The organism is Halodesulfovibrio oceani subsp. galateae (assembly GCF_055397225.1).
In genome coordinates, this window is sequence record NZ_AP042453.1 from 2304535 (window position 1) to 2320800 (window position 16266).

The 16266-nt window shown below is 44.3% G+C and carries 20 protein-coding genes; 15 read left to right on the forward strand and 5 right to left on the reverse strand.

The features are described 5' to 3' along the window. Positions 1-112 precede the first annotated feature (112 nt). Both ACZ5V1_RS10365 and ACZ5V1_RS10370 read right to left on the reverse strand, forming a co-directional pair. Entirely contained in the window at positions 113-574 is a 462-nt protein-coding gene (locus ACZ5V1_RS10365) for an NUDIX domain-containing protein (protein ID WP_464388780.1), read from the reverse strand. A gap of 363 nt (positions 575-937) precedes the next feature. After that, positions 938-1576, reverse strand: a complete 639-nt coding sequence (locus ACZ5V1_RS10370; protein ID WP_464388781.1) for an L-threonylcarbamoyladenylate synthase — start codon at positions 1574-1576, stop codon at positions 938-940. Between the two features lie 106 nt (positions 1577-1682). Here ACZ5V1_RS10370 and ACZ5V1_RS10375 point away from each other — a divergent pair, with 106 nt between their 5' ends. Together ACZ5V1_RS10375 and ACZ5V1_RS10380 are read left to right on the forward strand one after the other, a co-directional pair. Next, entirely contained in the window at positions 1683-2162 is a 480-nt protein-coding gene (locus tag ACZ5V1_RS10375; RefSeq protein ID WP_160714690.1) for a 23S rRNA (pseudouridine(1915)-N(3))-methyltransferase RlmH, read from the forward strand. A gap of 84 nt (positions 2163-2246) precedes the next feature. After that, the gene (locus ACZ5V1_RS10380; RefSeq protein WP_464388782.1) at positions 2247-2462 is read left to right on the forward strand and encodes a hypothetical protein; all 216 of its coding nucleotides are present in this window, start codon (positions 2247-2249) and stop codon (positions 2460-2462) included. Between the two features lie 394 nt (positions 2463-2856). On the opposite strand, the gene rsmG is transcribed toward ACZ5V1_RS10380, so the two are convergent. Beyond that, positions 2857-3498, reverse strand: coding sequence for a 16S rRNA (guanine(527)-N(7))-methyltransferase RsmG (gene rsmG, locus ACZ5V1_RS10385; RefSeq protein WP_464391618.1), 642 nt, complete (start codon positions 3496-3498; stop codon positions 2857-2859). Between the two features lie 374 nt (positions 3499-3872). Between rsmG and ACZ5V1_RS10390 the strand changes: the two genes are divergently transcribed. The 8 genes from ACZ5V1_RS10390 (at position 3873) to ACZ5V1_RS10425 (ending at position 11647) form a co-directional block, all read left to right on the forward strand. Then, positions 3873-4829: an ACP S-malonyltransferase gene (locus ACZ5V1_RS10390; protein WP_464388783.1), complete on the forward strand. Its 957-nt coding sequence runs from the start codon at positions 3873-3875 to the stop codon at positions 4827-4829. A gap of 466 nt (positions 4830-5295) precedes the next feature. Then, positions 5296-6942, forward strand: a complete 1647-nt coding sequence (gene argS / locus ACZ5V1_RS10395; RefSeq protein ID WP_464388784.1) for an arginine--tRNA ligase — start codon at positions 5296-5298, stop codon at positions 6940-6942. Positions 6943-6965: 23 nt separating this feature from the next. Next, a complete protein-coding gene (locus tag ACZ5V1_RS10400; RefSeq protein ID WP_464388785.1) occupies positions 6966-7775 on the forward strand; it encodes an SPOR domain-containing protein in 810 nt (269 codons plus the stop codon). A 100-nt stretch (positions 7776-7875) separates the two neighbouring features. After that, a complete protein-coding gene (locus ACZ5V1_RS10405) occupies positions 7876-8682 on the forward strand; it encodes an MlaE family ABC transporter permease (protein ID WP_160714702.1) in 807 nt (268 codons plus the stop codon). Positions 8683-8700: 18 nt separating this feature from the next. After that, positions 8701-9519: an ABC transporter ATP-binding protein gene (locus tag ACZ5V1_RS10410; protein ID WP_464388786.1), complete on the forward strand. Its 819-nt coding sequence runs from the start codon at positions 8701-8703 to the stop codon at positions 9517-9519. A gap of 37 nt (positions 9520-9556) precedes the next feature. After that, on the forward strand, positions 9557-10003 hold the full coding sequence (mlaD, locus tag ACZ5V1_RS10415; protein WP_464388787.1) for an outer membrane lipid asymmetry maintenance protein MlaD: 447 nt from the start codon (positions 9557-9559) through the stop codon (positions 10001-10003). A gap of 121 nt (positions 10004-10124) precedes the next feature. After that, positions 10125-10778, forward strand: a complete 654-nt coding sequence (locus ACZ5V1_RS10420) for an MlaC/ttg2D family ABC transporter substrate-binding protein (protein WP_464388788.1) — start codon at positions 10125-10127, stop codon at positions 10776-10778. Positions 10779-10789: 11 nt separating this feature from the next. Further along, positions 10790-11647, forward strand: coding sequence for an MlaA family lipoprotein (locus ACZ5V1_RS10425; RefSeq protein ID WP_464388789.1), 858 nt, complete (start codon positions 10790-10792; stop codon positions 11645-11647). A gap of 166 nt (positions 11648-11813) precedes the next feature. Here the strand turns inward: ACZ5V1_RS10425 and ACZ5V1_RS10430 are convergent, their stop codons facing one another. Next, a complete protein-coding gene (locus ACZ5V1_RS10430) occupies positions 11814-12143 on the reverse strand; it encodes a cupin domain-containing protein (protein WP_464388790.1) in 330 nt (109 codons plus the stop codon). A gap of 73 nt (positions 12144-12216) precedes the next feature. After that, on the reverse strand, positions 12217-12534 hold the full coding sequence (locus ACZ5V1_RS10435) for a cupin domain-containing protein (protein ID WP_160714713.1): 318 nt from the start codon (positions 12532-12534) through the stop codon (positions 12217-12219). Positions 12535-12753: 219 nt separating this feature from the next. On the opposite strand from ACZ5V1_RS10435, the gene ACZ5V1_RS10440 reads away from it, so the two are divergent. From ACZ5V1_RS10440 to ACZ5V1_RS10460, 5 genes are all read left to right on the forward strand, one after another. Continuing rightward, entirely contained in the window at positions 12754-13038 is a 285-nt protein-coding gene (locus ACZ5V1_RS10440; RefSeq protein ID WP_464388791.1) for a LysO family transporter, read from the forward strand. Next, positions 13028-13627 carry a LysO family transporter gene (locus ACZ5V1_RS10445; protein ID WP_464388792.1) on the forward strand — a complete coding sequence of 200 codons (600 nt, stop codon included), beginning with the start codon at positions 13028-13030 and terminating at the stop codon, positions 13625-13627. The genes ACZ5V1_RS10440 and ACZ5V1_RS10445 overlap by 11 nt, the downstream gene beginning before the upstream one ends. A gap of 143 nt (positions 13628-13770) precedes the next feature. Beyond that, positions 13771-14511 carry a basic amino acid ABC transporter substrate-binding protein gene (locus tag ACZ5V1_RS10450; RefSeq protein ID WP_464388793.1) on the forward strand — a complete coding sequence of 247 codons (741 nt, stop codon included), beginning with the start codon at positions 13771-13773 and terminating at the stop codon, positions 14509-14511. Positions 14512-14595: 84 nt separating this feature from the next. Then, on the forward strand, positions 14596-15384 hold the full coding sequence (locus tag ACZ5V1_RS10455) for an amino acid ABC transporter permease (RefSeq protein ID WP_464388794.1): 789 nt from the start codon (positions 14596-14598) through the stop codon (positions 15382-15384). Beyond that, positions 15374-16111 (forward strand): amino acid ABC transporter ATP-binding protein, encoded by a 738-nt coding sequence (locus tag ACZ5V1_RS10460; RefSeq protein ID WP_464388795.1) that lies wholly within the window; start codon positions 15374-15376, stop codon positions 16109-16111. The genes ACZ5V1_RS10455 and ACZ5V1_RS10460 overlap by 11 nt, the downstream gene beginning before the upstream one ends. Positions 16112-16266: the final 155 nt, after the last annotated feature.

The window sequence follows — 16266 nt, forward strand, 5'->3', positions numbered from 1 at the left end:
TGAACTCCTCGTTAGTTTTCGTATTGAAAGGCCGACATTCGTACAAATGTCGACCTCTAACGACGATAGCGCAGCAGTATTTTTCAGAACATGATTTATCGATTTGGTCGCGTTACTTATTCAATCGTTTAAGTCGGTTTGCAAAATCTGCAATAATTACGTTGTGATCAAACACCACGTGCGGCAAGGCATCCAGAGGATAGAAGCGTGCATTTTGTGCATCATCACCAGCAGTTAAAACAGAAACATCATTTGCCACAGCACTATATACAACGCTCATTGTGTGATGCCTAGGGTCCCTTTCCGGATCGGAGTACACACCGATGAGTTCGGTTAGAGTAACATCCAGATTTGTTTCCTCTTTTGCCTCACGAATCGCAGCAGACTCACAAGTTTCACCGTAATCAATAAACCCACCCGGCAAAGCCCATCCATGTGGTTCATTGGCGCGCTCTATCAGCACAATCCCTTTTTTAGGATCGTAGATAACAATATCAACGGTCGGTGCCGGATTCCGGTACATGGTGACAGGCGCTGAACAGTTGGGACACGGTATATCGTGAGTTATACTCATTAGTCTCTCTCCTTTCTTACATAACATGATCATATGTATATTGTTGTATAACTTCTACGGACAGTACAACAAAAAAGCACCTCTCTGACCACTTGAGAGGTGCTTTTTAAAAAAAGAAGGATATGAAGATATTTGCACAAAGAATGCCACTTTTTCTTAGATCATCTTAGAATCTTCGTAGACTCCGGTATCCGTAGCATAGTCAATATACACAAAAAAAATCACATCCCGTATTCTGTCAAAAGATTTGAACCAGTTTTAAAAAAGTCCTGAGTCGGTACAAAAAACTTTTTACTCTCAGCACGTTATGCGCCACACTAGATTGCTTTGCTTACCGTCATTCTCAAGTATATCTCTAGAAAATTACGCGCCAGCAACCCGCGGCACTACCGCAAGCCCAGACGTACGCAATTCAATCTCCGATACAGCACCGTTGCGCACAATGCTTACAGCACGGGGGCCAACAATTTCAATAAGTGTTGATGCCAACCCGCCAGCCGGAGCCGGTTCAAGATCCACCACGCCTGCTACATTGTCTGTAAGCTCTGAATCAAGTTCAGATGCTGCGACCACAGCCGGACGTCCGCTCATATTGGCGCTAGTAGAAACAAGCGGTACACCTGCTTCAAGGCACAACTGCTGTGCAACAGGGTGTGGTGTAACTCGTACTGCCACCCTGCCGGTTTCACCGGTAAGAACCGGAGAAATACGATCAGATGCTGTCACCAGAATTGAAAGAGAACCAGGCCAGAAACGATTTGCCAGTGCCATCACAAGCTCAGAAGATACTTCGGTTACCAATGGCAATTGTTCCATGCTACCGATAAGAACCGGCAAAGGCATGGAGTCTGAACGCTTTTTAACTTTATATACAGATTCCACAGCAAGTGGATCAAGCGCGTTACAACCCACAGCATAAAATGTTTCGGTGGGATAACATATAACTTCACCCTGTTTAAGGGCGGTTACTGCTTCAGAAATACTAAATGTTGATACGGTCATAATTCTACCTCTATCCTTTTCATTGAGAAACTACCCATTACACGGTACACAGGCAGCCAATACGGATTCAATAACCCGAATATATCTCCAATGATGGAGTACCTACATGATTCAGCTTAAAATTATCGCCGTCGGCAAAATAAAAGAACGCTTCTGGGCAGATGCAGCAGAACACTACATTACCCGCTTAAAGCGTAGTTATAAATTTCAAGAAATCACCGTTAAAGACGGTAACGCCAAGATGAAGCCGCTCGAACGTAATAACGACGAAGGCAAACGAATTCTTGCTGCCCTCGCTCCAACAGATATACCTATCTGTATGGATGAGCACGGAAAAACATACACCTCAGTAAAATTTTCTCAAATGCTCGAACGAATAGGTATGGACAACAACCGTACCCCGACACTCATTGTTGGCGGAGCGTTTGGGTTGTCGCAAGATGTACTGAAAAAATGCCAGTACAAAATCAGCCTGTCTCCCATGACATTTACTCACGAGATGGCGCGTGTCATTCTATTCGAACAGCTCTACCGTGCTGATGCTATCCTACGCGGTAGTCCGTACCATCACGTCGAACTAAAATAAGTACAACCAAATTTTTATACCACCCGCAAAGTACATGTCTCCAAAGGACAAATACCCAGCGCATACAAAAGTAAGGAGAACACCATGGCCGCCCTACAGTTAAAGTACCTCAAAGAACTCGAAGAATACATGACCTCCGGTCGGATGCAGGAAGACTTTGAATGTTCTCCCGAAGAGCGCCGATTCGAAATGCTCGAATTCCTCGAGACTCTTATGGATCTAGCAGAAGTCGCTGACGATACAGCAACCAAGCTCATCTTTAAAAATTCTCAGCTCGGTGCTTTAACAGGCACTAAGTAAGTCCTGTAGAATGTGCCTCTGGCGGCGCTTACCAGCGAGGCTTTAATCTTTTTGTCTTCGACGAGCCTCCGGCGGCCAGAGAACCTTTTTAAGTAAAAAGGATTCTCTGGACTCTCCAAAAACTTTTACCTGCGAGTTTAGCTCGTTGTTTTTCTAGCCTCGCGGCTTATGCTCCACTACCTTTCTCAAAATAGAAAAGCTGTCCTTCATATGAGGGACAGCTTTTTTTGTTATTTAAGTCGGCGACTTTGAGCCGCGTGAGTACATAATCAATGAAAGATCATCGAATAATAAAAGTTTTTGGAGATTTTTAAGAACCTTGTTTCAACAAGGTTCTTAAAGCCCCGCTGGCAAGCGCCGTCGGAGACATAAGAAAGTGTCACAGGTTCAACGCCTAAGCTTTAATAAGCGACCAGAAGTATCGAGTGTCCTTACCCACTTTGTAGGAAATTTCTTTTTCGACACTCCAGCCTTCGGTCAGATCTGTCGGAACCGGCTCGAGAGCAAGGACAACAATGCGACCTTGCGGCTTGATGTTGGGACCAACCAGCTCCAGAAGTTTTTTCCACGGCATGAACGCACGGCTAAGCATAAGATCAGCGGATTCATGTTCTTCCATGAAATTTTCCACGCGTCCCTTGTACACATTCGTGTTAGGAATTTGCAGTCGTTTAACTGTTTGCTCCATAAACATGGCGCGCTTTTCACGCACATCCACGAGATAGTATTCACCTTCCTGCCACAGAGCGCGAAGCGGAATACCCGGGAGTCCTGCACCTGCGCCAAAATCCCATGTAACGGGTGTTGATGGAAGTGACAACGAACGCAAAAATTGGTTAAGATACAAGCTATCGATAATAAGGATAGTAAGGACATCCTGCCATGAGTATGGTCCTACAAGGTTCATTACCTTGTTCCATTTCATGACAAGGGTAAGATACCCTGTGAGTGCTTCGAGTTCTGTCTCTGAGGGGGTAAAACCTGCTCGTTTCAGTAGGCTGGCTACATCAGCAATAGTTAGCGAATCATTTTTCATCACGGTATCTATCCTTATAACAACGACCTTACTTTAATAGATCGGGACATGTTTTATCGTAGCGATAACTATATAACACTATTATCGAAGATTATTGACAAAGTAGTACAGTGCAAGGCTCGAGACAAAGTCAAGATCGAAGCATACTTAACGTATGTGAGAGTTTGGCTTTGTTGAAGAAACGCCAGTCGACCGTAGGCGAGTTCTCGAGCCTTACGGGAACAAGTGCCCTAGGGGTGCGCAGCAATGTGCGGCTTTGTCAGTAATCTGCGTGGTACTGTACCTTGTCACCTCTTGCAAGTGAAACTGAGATAGCCTATTAGGCTGTACCAAGCGACTTACAAAAATGAATCAAACAAAAATGTGAGCATAGCATGACAATGAACACCGATATAGCTGTTCTCTTTCCGGGACAGGGTTCTCAGGAACCGAACATGGGGCGCGATGTTGCAGAAGCAAATGCAGACATCATGTCTTTGTGGAAAAAAGCTGAAAAAATCAGCGGTATTGACCTTCGCGGTATTTACTGGGACGGCGACGAAGCTGCCATGGCAGACACCCGCAACTTACAGCCTGCGCTTACTCTGGTAAACCTTGGCTTGTGGATTGAAGCGTGTGGTTCTTTAACTCCTTCCTGCATGGCTGGTCACTCTCTGGGTGAATTCAGCGCACTGGCAGCATCCGAAGCACTTTCCGTTGATGCTGTACTTGAAGCAGTATCTCTTCGCGGTCGCCTTATGGCTGAAGCTGATCCAAACGGTAGCGGCGCTATGGCTGCTGCAATGAAAATGAAGCTCGAAGCTGTTGAGGCTGTTGTTGCTGAAGTTGCAGAATCTACAGGGGAAATGATTCGCATCGCCAACTACAACACACCGGGTCAGTTCGTTCTTTCCGGCACCAAAAACGCAATTGCCGAAGCTGGTGTTAAAATTAAAGAACAGAAAGGCCGTGCGATTCCATTAAAAGTTTCCGGCGCATTCCACAGCCCACTAATGGCTGATGCTGCTAAAGAACTTTCTGGTTATTTCGCAAAGCTTTCTTGGAACAACCCGAAGTACCCTATCTACTGTAATGTAACAGGCAAGCCTGCTACCAAGTCCACTGATCTCGAAGAGATTATGCCACAGCAGATGACATCTTCCGTATTTTGGATTGATACCATCAACAACCAGTTCAACACCGGCATTCGTCAGTTTGTTGAAATTGGCCCTAAAGGTGTCCTTTGCAAAATGCTCGGACAGATTTTAAAACCAGTTGCAGACTCTTCCGAATGGGAAAGCCTGAATCTGGGCAGCCTTGAAGCTGTAACAGCCTTCAAAGCAGCAAAATAGATTATAAACTGGCAGCGTGACAGACTTGTTGCGCTGCCGGATTTACTCTAAAAGCACGTCTTTTCAGTCGTCGAAAAGTTTGCTAAAAAGATTAGTTCCTTTCTGATTGCCTAGTAACTTTGCACATCGTGCAAGGATAGTTGAGATTGCTGACAAAGTTGTCTTTTAACAGATTGAGACAAACTTGTGCAGTGCAAGGCACAAGAAAAAGTCAGGGGCGAAGCATAGTTAGAGCTATGTGAGCATCTGATTTTTTTGAAGTAACGCAACAATGTGCGGGTTTGTCAGCAGTCTGAGTTAACTATTCAGAATATGACCGCACAATGGTCAATGGAACTTTGTATCGGGGTAATACTCCGTCCCTTTGGACACCGTCCAAAGTAAATATGCTAGACCCGCTAAAGCACCTGTTACCATACGCTTTAGCTTACCTGATATACTAAACTTTATACGTGAATGGAAAGACATGCGCGCTAAGAATCATTTATACACAGCCCTGCGAGCAATTGTGGCTGACCTTGATCTTGAATGGCCAGCCAGAACAACCATCGAACCTCCAAAAGATAAAAAGTTCGGTGACATGGCGGCAAACATTGCCATGGTTCTGGCTAAACCTGCAAAACGTAACCCGCGCGAACTTGCTGCCCTCATCGCTGAAAAACTCATTGAAGATCCAATGATTGACAACGTTGAGATTGCAGGCCCGGGCTTCTTGAACATTAAGTTCTCCGTTGAATTCTGGAGAAACACCATTGCTATTATCGAAGATCGCGGCGAAAGCTTCGGTGCTATTGATCAGGGCAAAGGCAAAAAAGTTCAGGTTGAATACGTTTCTGCTAACCCGACCGGCCCACTGCACATTGGCCATGGTCGCGGCGCTGCCGTTGGCGACAGCCTTGCTCGTCTTCTGCGCTTTGCCGGATACGACGTACACACCGAGTACTACATCAACGACGCAGGTCGTCAGATGCGTATCCTTGGTCAGTCTGTTCTCTTCCGTGCACGTCAGCTTGAAGGTGAAAACCTTCCTGACCCTGAAGATTTTTATCGTGGCGAATACATTAAAGACATCGCAGCAGAAGTTCTGGAATTGCATCCTGACCTTCTCAAAAAAGAAGATGCTCTTGATATCTGCCGCGAATACGCTCTTAACCAGATCCTCGACGGCATCAAGAAAGACCTTGGTGAATTCCGTGTAGAGCACCAAAACTGGTTCTCTGAGCGTTCCCTCGTTACCGCAGGCGCTGTTGAAAAAACATTCAACCGTCTTAAAGAAGCTGGCCTTGCTTTCGAGCAGGACGGTGCTCTCTGGTTCCGTACCACTGAGTTTGGTGACGACAAAGACCGCGTACTTCGCAAGTCCGACGGTTCCCTTACCTATTTTGCTTCCGACATCGCTTACCACGACAACAAATATGACCGTGGTTTTGAGCTTAACGTAGACATCTGGGGTGCAGACCACCACGGTTATGTTCCACGTATGCGCGCTGCGGTAGAAGCTTTAGGTAAACCAAAAGATAGCTTTGACGTAATCCTTATTCAGCTTGTTAACTTGCTCCGCAATGGTGAACAGGTCGCTATGTCCACCCGTGCCGGTCAGTTCGACACACTTGAAGAAGTTGTTAAAGACGTTGGTTGTGATGCGGCTCGCTTCATGTTCCTTTCACGCAAAAGTGATAGTCACCTCGACTTTGACCTTGAGCTTGTGAAACAGAAATCCATGGAGAACCCTGTGTACTACGTTCAGTATGCAAATGCCCGTATCTGTTCTGTTCTGCGAAAAGCTGCTGAACGCGGCATTGCAGTCCCTGAAAAAGCAACCTCTGATATTCTTTCTGCAATAAAAGAAGACAGTGAACTTGACTTGATCAAACTTCTCGATCAATTTGAAGATGTTGTTGATTCAGCAGCACGTCAGCTTGCTCCGCACCAGATTAGTTTCTACGTGCAGGAACTCGCAAGTGCATTGCACAGCTTCTACGCTAACAACCCAATCCTTAATGCTAAGGATGAAAACACCATTGCAGCACGCCTCTGCCTGCTCAAGAGTGTTTCCAAGGTTATCCGTAACGGACTTAACCTGGTGGGTGTCGAAGCACCTGAATCTATGTAATTTAACACTAGGATGTTGCCTGCATGGGCTTCGCACCGACTACATCAAAAGATAAAGACACAGGGAAAAAGATTTTCACTTTTTCCCTGCGTCTTCCTGAACTCACTGGTCTGTCTGTTATCATTCTTGTCGGATTTATCTGGGTCTTTATCTTTGGCCTACTCGTAGGTCGAGGGTACCAGCCGGAAGAAGCACTTCCTGAACTGAAGCACTTGATGCCTTCACAACAGCAAGTTGCAGAAGCTAATCCTATGCCTGTTGAACAGAACATAGGTGCAAACTCTTCCGCGCAGTCCAATAAGACATCCAACAAACCCAATCTTAACCGTGCACAGGCTAAAACAGTTACAGCGCAGCAAAAAGCCAGCGTAATTGAACCTGAACAGTTAAACTTTTTTGAGCAGTTAAAGGCTAAAGAAACGTCTAACAGCCCTGCCACTGCAAGCAAGCCTAAAAAAGCACACGTTGTAGCAAAGCGCCCCGCGCCTGCATCTTCTGTTACCCAAAAGGTTGTACCAACGCCTAAAGTGGTTGCAGCATCCACCTCATCTGTACAAAAAAAACAAGCCGTACTTGAAAAAAATGCAGCTATGTTTGAGTACATTTATCAGGTTGCAGCATCTACGAACAAACAGGCAGCAACTAAGTTACGCACCACCATGTCTGCTAAAGGTTTTACCACCTCATTAGCAACAGCCGTGATCAACACAAAGAAATGGTATCGCGTAAATGTACACTTTGTCGGATCTCCTGCTGACCTCTCAAGCTTCAAAAGTCGCCTTGCAGTCGCAGGTTACAGCAAGCCGCTGCTAAAAAAGAAAAAACAACGTTAGCACAGTACTCTAGCATGATGTGCAGGCTTCGCTTGACGGACTGATAGTAACTTCACTATCATCATCCGATTCAAATTTTGACTATAAGGAGCCTGCACTCGTGCAACAACATACAGGCTTCCAGACTAACCCGATAGCAGCGCTTGGTCGTTCAACTATCGATTTCATATCTAGTCTGGGGGAAATTTTTCTTTTTTTCCTGGAAGGTGTTCGCCTCATCTTCTCCTCACCGAAGCAGCTGACGAAGATTGTTCGTCAGACATATTTTATCGGGTCAAAATCTCTTTTTGTCATTTCTCTTATCGGAATCTTTACCGGTATGGTGTTAGGACTTCAGGGATATTATACACTCGTCAAGTTTGGCTCTGAGGGCTTACTCGGAGCAGCTGTATCTCTCACACTTATCCGTGAACTTGGACCTGTTCTTACTGCAATTATGATTACCGGACGTGCCGGATCATCAATGGCAGCAGAAATCGGGGTTATGCGTATATCCGACCAGATAGACGCATTGGATGTTATGGACATCAACCCGATGGCGTATCTTGTTTCACCACGGATAGCAGCTAGCATTATATGCTTCCCGCTGCTTACGGCACTCTTCGACGTAATTGGAATTTTAGGTGGTTATTTGACTGGCGTCACAATGCTTGGCATTAACTCTGGTGTATACTTCTACAGAATTGACACCAGTGTTGTTATGTCCGATATCAACGAAGGCTTTTTAAAATCGCTAGTCTTCGGGATTATTGTCGCTACAATCAGCTGCTACCAAGGGTATAACACCCACAAACGAAAAGACAGTGTCGGTCCTGAGAGTGTTTCCAACTCTACAACCGCTGCTGTTGTACTCTCCTGTGTATTAATTCTGGTAAGTGACTACGTAATCACTTCCTTCTTATTATAACGCAGGTCGGATATTGTTATGTCAACGACTACTTGGGACATTGAAATTCAAGATCTTTGGGGTGGGTATAATGATACCAAAATCCTCAAGGGTATTAATGGTTCGCTACCGGCAGGAAAAATATCCATCATTCTTGGTGGGTCCGGCTGTGGCAAATCCACCCTGCTTCGACATATTCTCGGACTGAACCGCCCTATGGACGGTAGTATCCACATTGGTGGACATGACTTTTTTTCATTAGATAAAAAACAGTTCAGAAAAATTCGTCGTCGTATGGGAGTACTTTTTCAAGATGGCGCATTGCTTGGCTCCCTTACACTCGGTCAGAATGTTGGGCTGCCACTGGCAGAGCATACAAAACTTTCGCAAAAAACTATTCGTACAATCGTGCTGCACAAGCTCGGCCTAGTTGGACTTGCGGATTTTATAGACTACTACCCGAACGAACTTTCTGGCGGGATGCGTAAACGCGCTGGACTTGCACGGGCAATTGTTATGGACCCTCAAATTTTGCTGTGCGACGAGCCGACATCCGGTCTTGATCCAATTAACGCAGCAGAAATGGATCAACTATTACTGAGCATGAAAGAACATTTTCCTTCCATGTCGATTGTAGTAGTTAGTCACGATTTGGAAAGTCTTAGCAAAATTGCTGACAACGTTCTTGTTATTAATGAGGGGCAAGCTGCCTTCTGTGGTAATCTTGAAGAATTACAAAACAGTGACGACCCTTATTTGAAACAACTCCTCGGAAGAAAGCCAAATAGCATAAGCCAGCCTACAATCAGCCTTGGCGCTGATATTCAGGCAGAGCTGTCTAAATGGCTAGAAAAGTAGTAGAATATTACAAAAATAAAGTATAAGAGCAGTCTTCATGAAATCATACTCAAAAGAAACCGCTGTAGGCATTTTTGTTTTAATCTGTCTACTTTGCGTAGGATATTTGACCATCAAGCTGGGAAAAATGCAGCTTGGTTCTTCAAATACATATATGGTAGTTGCCAAATTTGAATCAGCAGCAGGATTACGCGCCGGTGCCGGGGTGGAAATAGCTGGTGTACCTGTAGGTAAAGTTTCTGCTGTGTCACTGGACCAGGAAGAGTACCTTGCAGAAGTGTATCTTGCGATTCAAAACGATGTACAACTTGGCGACGACATTATCGCCTCAATCAAGACAAGCGGGCTTATTGGTGACAAATACATCAAGCTTACGCCTGGCGGGTCTACTGAAATGTTAGAAGACGGCAGTGAAATCACAGATACTGAATCAGCTGTCGATATCGAAGAACTCATCAGTAAGTACGTTTTTGGCGGAGTATAATTTCATAGATTTTTCGTATGTACTTTTACGCCACACTTATTATACTTGCGAAATATCTGTTTAATTTTCAAACTACTATCGCCCAAAACGTTTTTTACTTATATCAAATATGGGGGGTTTTATGCCTAAAACCTGCAAAAAGCTTTTATCGTCTATAATCTGCACTTGCATAATGACCCTGTTTATCGCTGGCACAGCTTTCGCTGATGCTAAACACGATGCAGAAGAAACATTACGCCAAGCAGTTAATGAAATTTCGCATAAGCTTAACAATGCGAACCTGCACAACATTACTGAAGACAGTGCTATTATCTCTGAACTTGAAGGGATGATACTCAATATTTTCAGCATGAATCAGTTCTCCATGCGCACTGTCGGCAGAAAATGGACAAAATTTACACCGACACAGAAGACACAATTTAAAGATGCTTTTATTCAGCTCCTCAAAGCAACGTATTTCAAGCACGTAAGCGAATACGAAGGTCAGAACCTCGACATTATTGGAGCACGCACAAACAAAGCAGGCACCAAAGTCGAAGTACGCACCACTGTAAAGTTCAAGAACGAATCCGTTCCTGTCAACTACCGTATGTTAGTCGAAAATGGAAAATGGATGGTCTACGATGTATTGGTAGAAGGCGTAAGCCTTGTCAAAAACTACCGTACTCAGTTCAAAGAACTCTTACGTAAAGGCACACCTGACGAGCTCATTGCAAAGCTCAAAGATAAAGCCGAGCGAGTACGTCAGCAGCAAGCAGCAGCCGACAAAAAGTAATTGAGGTAACAATGCGACACTATTTTTGGCTCATTCTTGCTCTCCTCATTCTCAATGCACAGCCAGCATATGCAGATGGTGCAATACCTTTAGCAATGTCTAAAGACACCTCTGCAGCCGCACCAGCTACTCCACTGCTCTATTCGTCTTCAACCTTAGTTGCTGATAATGAAGATCCTTTTACTGATGAGCCAGAATTTTTTGATGAATCATCAGACTACTTCGACGATTCAGAGTACGAATTAGAAAATACTGCCGCGACAGCAAATGACCCTCTTGAGGGTTGGAACCGGATGTGGTTCAATATCAATGACTGGTTATACATGGATGTTGGTAAACCTGCTCATGCTGCATACCGTGTTGTTGTTCCTGAATTTGCCCGTGAAGGTTTTAACAACGCTGTTGTTAACTGGTTCGGCATGCCTCGCAGATTTCTCAACGCTATTTTACAAGCCAAGTTTGCTCTGGCCGGTATCGAATTTTCACGTTTTGTAGTGAACACAGCATTTGGTTTTGGTGGCCTGATTGATATTGCAAAAGATTTAAAACCAGTGATTCCACATACTGGTGAAAAAGAAGATTTGGGGCAAACATTTGGCACTTGGGGTATCCCAGCCGGACCATATCTTGTACTGCCGTTCTTCGGAGCATCCAACTTCCGGGACACCGCAGGTTTGATTGGTGAAGGTTTTCTTCCACCTTCATTAAATCCTGTTTACTTGAACTATGCCTTGTTCGCAGCAGCACAATTCAACATGCTGGATAAACGCATTTCCGTGTACGAAAACATTGTAGGCACAGCTATTGAGCCTTACATAGCCTTGCGAACTGCATATGGTCAGCTTCGACAGGCGCAGATTGAGAACTAGAATAAGTACAAACAAAAAGGCTCTGCTTGAAATTTCAAGCAGAGCCTTTTTTTATAGATTACTAACCAAATAGTTATTGCCGTAATGCAATATTCTACCCTGAAAGTGACATAAGTTTGCAAAGGTCAATCTGGTAAACAAAGCAACCGTGTTATCACATTTAGCGTTACTTTCCTGCTTCTCTAGCTGGTGTAAAACTTGCCAAAACACACATATCTTTTTCAGCTCGTAACCCATGGGGGATACGTAAATCCAATAAGACTATGTCGCCTTTGACGAGCGAATCTAACACGCCATGCTTTCCTAACAATAGTCCTTCGCCGTTCAACACAACCAGCATCGTTTCGCCCTCAGCTTCATGCGCCTGAACTGGCAATTCACTTCCTGCTTTTATATGCAAACTTTTAATATTTGCACCATCTGCTTCGTGTACCAACCGCTCATGTACTTTCTCTGGATTGAATACTTCATTTTTCAAAATACTATATTTGCGCATAGGAGCCTCCTTTCCACTATCTAGTGTACTCGAAATAGCACCTATGCAGACAGTATATTACACTTGTTTCTGCTTAGATTGGAGGTGCAATGGTTACAACAAGGCTCATATCTTTTGAGGCTCGTACACCATGCGGCACTTTAATTTCGCAAATAAGAACATCACCGGCTGTAATACTATCCAGTACGCCATCTTTGCCTAAAAGCTCACCTTCACCGCTAAGAACAACCATAACAAGCTCGCCGTCCAAATTATGGGAATGCACAGGCATTTCCTGTCCAGCTTTCAAGTTAAAGTTCATTACTTTTACGTGTTCGGACTCATGTACCAGCTGCACATGCATTCTATCCGGATTAAAACTACGACTTTCAGGAATTCTATTTTTACGCATATGAAGGCTCCTTTGATTCAGTGTATGGTTCCACACTAATGAATTGACAGTATAAGTATGTGATGGACGTCACGTTGCGTGTGTGACATTCATCACAGCTGTGCACCTATTTGTCAGCAGGATACATTTTTTGTTATTTGACAATAATTCTACACAGGTATATCCGCAATTTCTTCGGAGACTGCTCCCCATATCTTTATTTTCACTCTTGGAGGCGTTGTGCTTATCACCGTTCTTTGTATTCTTGTCGGCATCCCGTTGGGGTTCCTTTTCCGTAACAGCAAACTTGTTGTTGATAATGTCAACCGCCTCACCATGTGGTCCATCTACACGTTGCTCTTTATGCTTGGCGTGACCACCGGCTCAAATGAAACCATCGTCACTCAGTTGAGCACCATTGGCGTCCAAGCTGCATGCATCAGCGTATTCTGCGTACTTGGTAGCGCAAGTGCTGTCTTCTTGCTTGATAAATTTATTTTGAAAGGACAGTTCGATGAAAGGTAGCCTTATTATCCTGTCCTTTTTTATTGCCGGTTGCTTTGTGGGGCACATGGAATCTGTACCTACATGGCTGCTTAACGATTCACTTTCAACATACACTCTTTATGCCCTGCTCTTTTTAGTAGGTATGTCGATCGGGTTCGATTCACGCTGCTGGCAAATTCTACGTCAGATGCACCTTAAAGTTCTGCTCGTGCCTGTTGCAATCATCATCGGAACAGCAGTAGGTTCTGTTGCTGCATGGTGTCTTATTGCAGATATGCCGATACACGACGTACTCGCCGTAGGTGCCGGCTTTGGTTACTATTCACTTTCTACTGTTATTATCACTAATCTGGGTGACCCTATTCTAGGCTCCGTTGCATTACTTGCAAACATTATACGCGAAATCATCACACTTTTATGCACGCCTATTCTTGTTCGCTTTTTTGGTAAACTTGCTCCTATTGCATCCGGTGGCGCAACAGCTATGGATACCACCCTTCCAATAATCGTAAAATTTACAAGCGAACGCTATGGCATCATATCAGTCTTTAGCGGCATGGTTTTAACAGTACTTGTTCCGTTTATTGTAACGCTCATAATGACGTAGTACTTAAAAGTACTACACATATTTACTTTTTTGTATTTTTTCACGTAATTCAAGCGATTACCTGTTGACATTTAGCGCTCACAACGCCAGTTTATAAGCGGGACGTTTATCAAACACAAATTTTTGCAAAGCAGGAGAATCCGATGCTGAAAAAAATAGTTCTTGCGCTGGTAGTTGTTGTAATGACTGCTTCCTTCGCATTCGCACAAAAATCAATTGTGATTGCGCACGACGCAACTTGGCCGCCAATGGAATTTGTTGATCAAAACAAAAACATTGTTGGTTACTCTGTTGATTATTGTGATGCTATTGCCAAAGAAATGGGCCTTACCGTTGAACACAGAAGTGTTGCATGGGATGGCATTTTTGCAGGCTTAGTTGGCAGAAAATACGACATGATTTCTTCATCCGTATCCATTACTCCTGAACGTCAGAAGAAGTTTGACTTCTCTGATCCGTACTTTGAGGTAACTCAGGCAGTAATTCTTCCAGCCGACGCATCCGGTGATTCTCTTGCAGATCTTAAAGGCAAAACTCTCGGTGGCCAGCTTGGCACAACCGGCGTTTTCATGGCTAAACGCGCTGAAGGCGTTAAGACAAAAGAATACGATGAAATCGGTTTTGCTGTTGAAGCACTTTACACAGGTCGCATCGACGGCGTAATTTGTGATGATGCTATTGCAGCGGATTACGTACTGCGTAACCCTAAATATGCTAACAAATTCAAGCTCGCTTTCATCGTTAAATCCGATAAGCCTGAGTACTACGGCTTCGTAGTTAAAAAAGGCAACAAAGAACTTCTCGAGATCCTCAACAAGGGTATCGCAGCAGTAAAAGCAAAAGGCATTGAAGCCGACCTCCGTAAAAAATGGATCGGACAATAAGAAGCCTTTAGACTTCCAATAAGGGACTGGTACTTATAGGGCGCCAGTCCTTTCTTTTTACTGTAAACAACAGCGATACACACTATGAGCGTAGAAAAAAAAGAAGTTCGCATTGCCGTCACAGACGGCATGCTTATCCCGTCCGGCAAAGACAAAAATGTAGTAACAGCATGGAGCATCTCGCTTATTTTTGCGATCAGTTCCATCATTTACCTTTGTGTTACTAATCCGGACCCGTACCTAGATATTCTCAAATTCTTACCAGATGGAATTCTAGTTACATTTGAAGTGACAGTCAGCGCGATTCTGCTCACTATTCCTATCGGTCTTGCAACCGGCATGGGACGACTGTCCGAAAATAAAATTATCAACCTTATTGCCTCAACCTATGTAGAAATTATTCGCGGTATTCCACTTCTGGTTCAGCTGTTTTTCATTTACTATGCAATTGGTGAATTCGTTCAGCTCCCAGACCTTGCCGCAGCTGTCATCGCCATGTCCGTTTGCTACGGAGCATACATGGGTGAAGTATTCCGCGCAGGTATTGACGCAATTGATACAGGACAAACTGAAGCAGCCCGCTCTCTTGGTTTGAACAAAACCGAAACCATGTTTATGGTAATTCTTCCGCAGTCCTGGAGAACTATTCTTCCACCTGTCGGTAACGAATTCATTGCGCTGCTCAAAGATTCTTCTCTTATCTCCATCCTCGCAGTTTCCGAATTACTGCGCCGAGGTAGAGAATACGCGTCCGTTACATTTAACTATTTTGAATGTTACCTCATGGTAGCGCTCATCTACCTTGTGATTACTCTGCTTCTTTCAAAAGCGGTAAGCATCATGGAAAACAAACTGAATTACTATGACGACTAATCCAATCATCCAAGTAGAAAACGTCTACAAGTTTTTTGGACAGCTCACAGCGCTTAATGATGTAAGCCTGAACATTGGTTCAGGTGAAAAAGTCGTTATCCTCGGGCCATCTGGTTCTGGTAAATCAACATTATTACGCTCCATCAATCGTCTTGAAAAAATAGACAAGGGTCACATCATTGTTGACGGTCAGGATATTACTACACCGGAATGCAATATCAACGATGTGCGTCAGGAGCTGGGCATGGTATTCCAGAGCTTTAACTTGTTCCCGCATAAAACTGTGCTGGGCAACCTAACAATGGCTCCAATGCGTCTTAAAAAGATGTCGAAAGATGAAGCTGAATCCATTGCATTGGAGCTGCTGAAAAAAGTAGGTATCTCCGACAAAGCGCATGTATTCCCAGCCAAGCTTTCTGGTGGCCAGCAGCAGCGCGTAGCCATTGCACGTGCGCTCGCCATGAACCCGAAAATTATGCTCTTCGATGAGCCGACTTCTGCACTTGATCCGGAAATGATCGGTGAAGTACTCGACGTTATGACGAACCTCGCTAAAGAAGGCATGACTATGGTCTGTGTAACCCACGAAATGGGCTTCGCCCGCGAAGTTGCAGACAGACTCGTATTTATGGATCACGGCGAGATCATCGAACAAGGGACGCCTGAAGAATTCTTCACTAATCCCAAGCATCCTCGACTCAAACAGTTTCTTGAGCAGATTCTATAATAAAAAAGGCCGGTTTTTCCGGCCTTTTTCTTTTTTGTATTCAGCTATAAACACCCAGACTACACCATATTTGTAGTCACATCTCGCCTCAAACATGCCGCTACTATTTTGAAAATGAATGTCTAACAGTTTTCTACAAGCTCTCTTCCAATACC